Genomic DNA, 5,555 nt, shown 5'->3' with positions numbered 1-5,555 from the left:
ACTGGATGCGCTCATGCCGTGGAATATGAATTAGGGGCGGGTTGAAACGCAGAGGACCCTGTTACGTTGGCGCTTACTCTGCAAACGTGTAGCTCGAGGCCCCCATGACAGCGACAAAGATCTGTGCCTGTCGGATCTCGCCCGTGCGCCTATTGATGACCGGAACGGTCGGGCCACAGTGGTCGATGAATACTTTCTCACCAGCACGGTGGTGTTGACGCATGCTGCGCTTCTGCCTCAATTTCCACGCCCGGTAGCGCTGGGAAAACTGGGTATAGCGATGAGCTCGCTCGCCGACACGTTCCTCATGCTCGGCCCACAACCGGAGCAAGGTCACGCCCTTGCGTTTAAGCTCCTGATGAATCACGAACCAATCCGGCTCGATGTAGCGTGATGGGGACTTGCCTGAGTTGGGAAACAGGCGTTGTTCGAGGGCAGCCTCGTCAACTCCGTCAGGCAATGGCCAGCTACGTATTCCCACCGCAGAGGCGATGGAGACGTACTTGCCGATCGCACCTTTTGATAAACCGACGGCTTGCGCGATCTTTTGATGACTGAGTTTTGAGTCGTACTTCAGTCGCAATATTTCGATAATGGTAGGCATGGATATCCTCGGTGTCGGCACGTTCTGATCTCTGATGCGGTGATCAGGGAGTAAGGCCGAAAAAAGTGGAAGAAATCCAGTGTCTTGGGTGTGATTTCGGTTGATCGTGACCGCGGTTTTCATCATCGTGACCGCTGATTTCGGAAATTGGCCCGAAATCGGTCATCATCAGTTGAAATTGCCGGTCACGATCGGCCGAAATAGGCGGTCACGATGAATTGAAATGAGCGGTCAAGGTGCGCCGAAATACACACCTCCGCGGGCGGCTGGTTGCGGTATTCCTCGCTATGCAAGGTATCGCGGATATCGCGACGCTCCTGCTCGCTCAGAGCACGAGGTTGAACCGAGTTCTTCCGACTCCGATTCGCCTTGTCACCAACCAAGCCTCGCTGCCGCTGGTAGACGCTGCTACGATTCAGTCCAAGCACTTTGCAGGCAACACTCAATGGCAAGCGCTCCGGTCGCTGTTCGATGGCCAGGCTCACTGCGTACTCCCATTGCTCGAACGATCGAGAATCGACAATACTTTTTTTTGGATACTCAGGCAGTCATCGGCAATCGCCAATTCATTCTGAAGCTTCTGTACCTGGTTCTTGAGTTTGTCGACTTCGCGTTGTTCTGCCGTCTTTGACGGAGCAGGCCCTGGAGAGGACTTGCTCAAGCCTTCGAGTCCGTTCTCGGCGTACTCTCGGCGCCAGTCTGAGAGCTGGTTGCTGTAGAGCTTCTCTCGTCTGAGCAAGGCACCCAGCTCACCGTGTTTGCAAGCATTGGCTTCCTGAACAATACGCAGTTTGTACTCGGGCTTGAAAACTCGCCGTGTGCGCTTCTCCAGCTTGGAATCAGGCGTCACCTGGCTGTCGGGCATATCTGATGGATCTTTCGGCACTGTCTGTGTTCCTGTTTTCATAGCCCTGAAATCTATGTTATCCCATACGATGACTGTATGGCATCAGGTTGACACGTAGGGGGAGAGAGGTGCGAATGAGAATGGAAATGGACTGATCAGGCAGTATTTTCCGAAAGGGTCAGACTTCAGCACGATTACCGATGAAGACCTGAGGCAAGTGGAGAGAAAATTGAATAATAGACCTCGCAAGTGCCTTGATATGAAAACGCCAAATCAGGTAGCCTTTGGCATTACCCCAACCGTTGCACTTGGGATTTGAAACCGCGTAATATCAAACTCAGGCTGGGGTGTGAAACTATCCTTTGGTATAGGAATGATATATTGCTTGATGAGGACTCGGCTTGTTGCCTTCATAAGTGATAACAAGAGTTGGTTTTCTGTGTTGACGAATAGAAATATTTAGTTGCATGGTGGTAGTTATTCGCATAGACTCACCAAAAAATTGACGGCTATTTATATCTGGTCAATTAGTTGATTTCGATCACCGTCGTGTCGGCCACATGCATGAGAGGAACTTCTTGATTACGTAGCTTCCTAAGCAGCACTTATTGCTGTATATATGAACAGTGCTAGAACAATAGGGCCAAGTCAATGCCTCGTAACCAGATTCAGTTCCAGAAGGGCCTTTCCGAGCTAGAGTTCGAGGAGCTTTATGGCGCTGAGGAATTCTGTTTTCTCGCCTTTTACGAACTTCGCTGGCCGGATAACTTTGCCTGCCCTTGCTGTGAGCATAGGAAGGGGTATGAGTTGGAGCATCGTCGACTAGTGCAGTGTGCTGACTGCCGGACTCAAACATACATTACCGTTGGCACTATTTTTCACGTCACCAAGCTGCCACTGACTACATGGTTTCGGACGATGTACCACCTGACCCAATCCAAGAATGGCGTCTTAGCGATGGAACTGAAGCGTCGACTTCGCGCGTCTTACAACACGCCTTGGCTGATTAAGCAATTGCTGATGCAGACCATGAAGGAGCGGGAGGCGAGCCGGAAACTGACGGATCGCATCGAGATCGATGATGCCCACTTGGGTGGCGAGCGAGCGCGGAAGCCGGCAAAAGCAGGACGCAGTGCTGAAGGAAAAACACCCTTTATCTCCGCAGTTCAGACGGATAGAGACGGCAAAACTCAGACAATGACGCTGCAGGTTGTGAACGGATTCAGTAACGACGAGGTTCGTGCGTTTGCCAAGGAAAAGGTGGTCTCCGGAGCCGATGTCTACAGTGATGGCCTGGCTTGTTTCGGCGCTGTGATTGATCAAGGCTGCAGTCATACGGTTGTCGTTTCTGGCGGCGGATGTCGGGCGGTGTAGAAGCCGACGTTCAAATGGGTTAACACAGCACTTGGCAACATCAAGTCCGCACTCAAGGGTACATACCGCCAGGTTTCGCCAGAACATCTGGCCACGCTACCTGGCGGGGTTTCAATATCGATTCAACAGGCGACACGATCTTGCGGGAATTTTAAAGCGATTGGCGTACAGCACTTTACGCACACCACCTTTCCTATATCGATTCGTAAAGCTGGTTGAGTCTCGTGCGTAATAAAGAGGAAGTTTTAACAAATAAATTGGGTGACAGAGGATCTCGGCATTGGAGGAATCTTGATCAGCGCTGTCTTCCACATGACACGTTGAGAGCTGTATATCAAGGTATGGGCAGCAAAGTGCTGTAATAGTGACGTAAATATGGATAACTACGAGGATTACACATGAAACGAAACAAAATAGCGGCAGCGGTAGCTTTAATTGTTGCTGCACCGGGAATATCCACCGCGGCCGTAACCATCAACCAGAGTGGCGCAACGCACGTCACTAACTGGACTCAGAATGGTGGCGCGAATGCAGATATTCTGGTTAACCAGGGCGGAGATATAGCTCATAACGTCAATATAATACAAGCCGGGACTCCTGCAGAATTCAATATCGAAGTCAATCAGAACGGTGATTTCATCGGCAACAATGTGAACATCCGTCAGATAAAGACGAACCCTAGAGAGAACAGTATTCTTGTAAACCAGGATGGAAACGATCTGGATGTGAATATTCAGGCTATCGGGGACACGGCTTCTACCGACACCCCCAATGACTACACAGTCGATCAGACTGGAGAGTCTCAGGAAGTGGACATTATCTCGCAACGCAGTAGTGGCGACTTGGTCAGCGTCTCACAAGCAGGTATCGGGCAGAAGGGAACAGTAAGGTTGATTGATGTCGAATCGGCCACTGTCACGATTGATCAGGACGGTGCTGATAACCAGGCTGAGGCTGATATTTCAATTTCCCGTACAGGTGGTGCCGGTCCATTTACCACTACAGCGACTATCGGTCAAACGGGTACTGCCAACTTTGCCAAACTGACGAGTTTTCTTGATAAAAGCAGCAGTGTAAGTATCGACCAAAGCGATGACTCTAATGACGGTCGAGTTTTTCTGTATGATACAACAGGCACTACAGTTGGGATTTCTCAGAACGTTGAAGGTGACAACAACTCAGCCACGCTGACTGTAAGAAACTCAGAAGGCAGTAATATCTCCGCCACTCAGCAGGGTGACAACAACGAAGCGATCTCGCTGGTGCGAGGAGATGACGGAAGCATTGTATTAATCAGCCAGGCAGATTCAGACAACACTGCGCGAGCCAATGTGCTTAACAATTCCACTGCCACTGTATCAATTGATCAAACAGCAGACGGCGATCTCAACGACGCTGTAATCATCGTACGAGAGAGCAATGGCAGCAATGTCAGTGTTACGCAGGATGGCAACGAACACGTTGCAGATGTGTTTCTAAAAGACGATGACGGCAGCATGGTGTCTGTTACTCAGTCTCTCGGACAGAATCAGGCGGGTGTGAGTGTAGAAGGCGGCTTGAATAGTACGTTGACTGTAAATCAGTCAGGAAGACTCGGTATAGTCGATATTGCTGGTGATGATATCGACTCGGCGATTGTTGTAGTGATGCAGGACTCTAGCAGTTTTGAGAATACAGCCATCGTCAGCCTTAATGGTGCAACAGGCACGGCGGCCACGATAGATCAAAGCGGTGAGTTGAACGTGTCGAGTGTCATCGGAAGCATATCAGACACCAATAGTTTGTTGAGCATAATTCAAGCCGACGATGCGAATATGGCGGGTATAAATATGCAGGAATCCGCGAATCTGTCAGTTGCACTTTCACAAGGTGCGATGGGAGGTGATGAGAATTTGGCTTTGGTTGACCTGGTTGAATCCAATAGAACGGATTTGACAATAACGCAAAATGGCAACAATAACGCGGTAGGGTCACTTGCACCGTTTGAGTTCCAGGGAGATCGCGGGTCAGTAGTCGCTTTCAACCAGGCTGACGACGGCAACTCGATTGATGGTTCTATCGTAGAGTCAAGGTTCGAATTGAATGTTAGTCAAGGTTTGACCGGTGGCGATGACAATGAGGCATTCTTGGGTGTTGACAATGCAAATCAGACTGTCGTTAATATCAATCAGAATGATAATATGAATGTGGCTATGTTAGACATTCAAAACGATTTCGATAGTGTTGTAAGCATCACACAATCCAACCTTGGCGTTGCACATTCGGCATCTATCTCCATGAACGATACGCAGGATGGCAACTTCTCAATCGAGCAGAGTGGATTGAACCATATGGCTTCAATCAGTGCGACTGATGTGTTGGGTGCTTCAGCTGTGATTGTGCAGTCAGGAGGTAGCGGTAATACTTCAGTTGCTACCTTGGTCAACGGTGATGATGGTGTAGCTCTGACTATCAATCAGATCGATTGTTTTCAATGCAGCGCTACTGCTGATTCCGGAAACCGTTCTATCAATCAACTTTGATTGGTTTAGTTAGTGTTTGATTCTCGCTGATTTTTCAGAGCGAAGAATAAGGTAATGCCCCCAGTCTGCCAAGTAGACTGGCTGGGGGTTTTGCAAATCAAATAGTCATAGTAGCAGGAGCTGAGTTCTTCGTCAGCAGTTCCCGGCCAGTGAAAACGGCCCTGACTATCAACGAGTTGCAGAGTTCTGACAAGTCGCCTTTCGTAAC

Annotated in this window: 4 protein-coding genes and 2 pseudogenes; 3 read left to right on the top strand and 3 right to left on the bottom strand. The window is 49.6% G+C overall.

What is annotated here, in order from left to right; genetic code table 11:
* Positions 1-73: 73 nt before the first annotated feature.
* From ACUNV4_RS30155 to ACUNV4_RS30145, 3 genes are read right to left on the bottom strand one after another with little or no spacing between them, the layout of a single operon-like run.
* Entirely contained in the window at positions 74-730 is a 657-nt protein-coding gene (locus ACUNV4_RS30155; protein ID WP_430882390.1) for a hypothetical protein, read from the bottom strand.
* A 59-nt stretch (positions 731-789) separates the two neighbouring features.
* The gene (locus tag ACUNV4_RS30150) at positions 790-1,089 is read right to left on the bottom strand and encodes a hypothetical protein (RefSeq protein WP_430882389.1); all 300 of its coding nucleotides are present in this window, start codon (positions 1,087-1,089) and stop codon (positions 790-792) included.
* Positions 1,086-1,490 carry a transposase gene (locus ACUNV4_RS30145; protein ID WP_430882388.1) on the bottom strand — a complete coding sequence of 135 codons (405 nt, stop codon included), beginning with the start codon at positions 1,488-1,490 and terminating at the stop codon, positions 1,086-1,088. Before ACUNV4_RS30145 ends, ACUNV4_RS30150 begins: the two co-directional genes overlap by 4 nt.
* Before the next feature lie 82 nt (positions 1,491-1,572).
* Between ACUNV4_RS30145 and ACUNV4_RS30140 the strand changes: the two are divergent.
* The 3 genes and pseudogenes from ACUNV4_RS30140 to ACUNV4_RS30130 form a co-directional block, all read left to right on the top strand.
* Positions 1,573-1,770, top strand: a pseudogene (locus tag ACUNV4_RS30140) (transposase); the annotation flags it as partial.
* A gap of 332 nt (positions 1,771-2,102) precedes the next feature.
* A pseudogene (locus ACUNV4_RS30135) lies at positions 2,103-3,057 on the top strand (IS1595 family transposase).
* 166 nt (positions 3,058-3,223) lie between these two features.
* Positions 3,224-5,347, top strand: coding sequence for a beta strand repeat-containing protein (locus ACUNV4_RS30130; protein ID WP_430882387.1), 2,124 nt, complete (start codon positions 3,224-3,226; stop codon positions 5,345-5,347).
* Positions 5,348-5,555 lie beyond the last annotated feature (208 nt).

Source organism: Granulosicoccus sp. 3-233 (assembly GCF_052681095.1).
Note: the sequence above shows the minus strand (reverse complement) of the source record. Positions and strands in the feature narration are given on the sequence as shown.

Coding starts and splice junctions, on each gene's coding strand:
- ACUNV4_RS30155 (WP_430882390.1), bottom strand. CDS start 730: ATGATGAAAACCGCGGTCACGATCAACCGAAATCACACCCAAGACACT.
- ACUNV4_RS30130 (WP_430882387.1), top strand. CDS start 3,224: ATGAAACGAAACAAAATAGCGGCAGCGGTAGCTTTAATTGTTGCTGCA.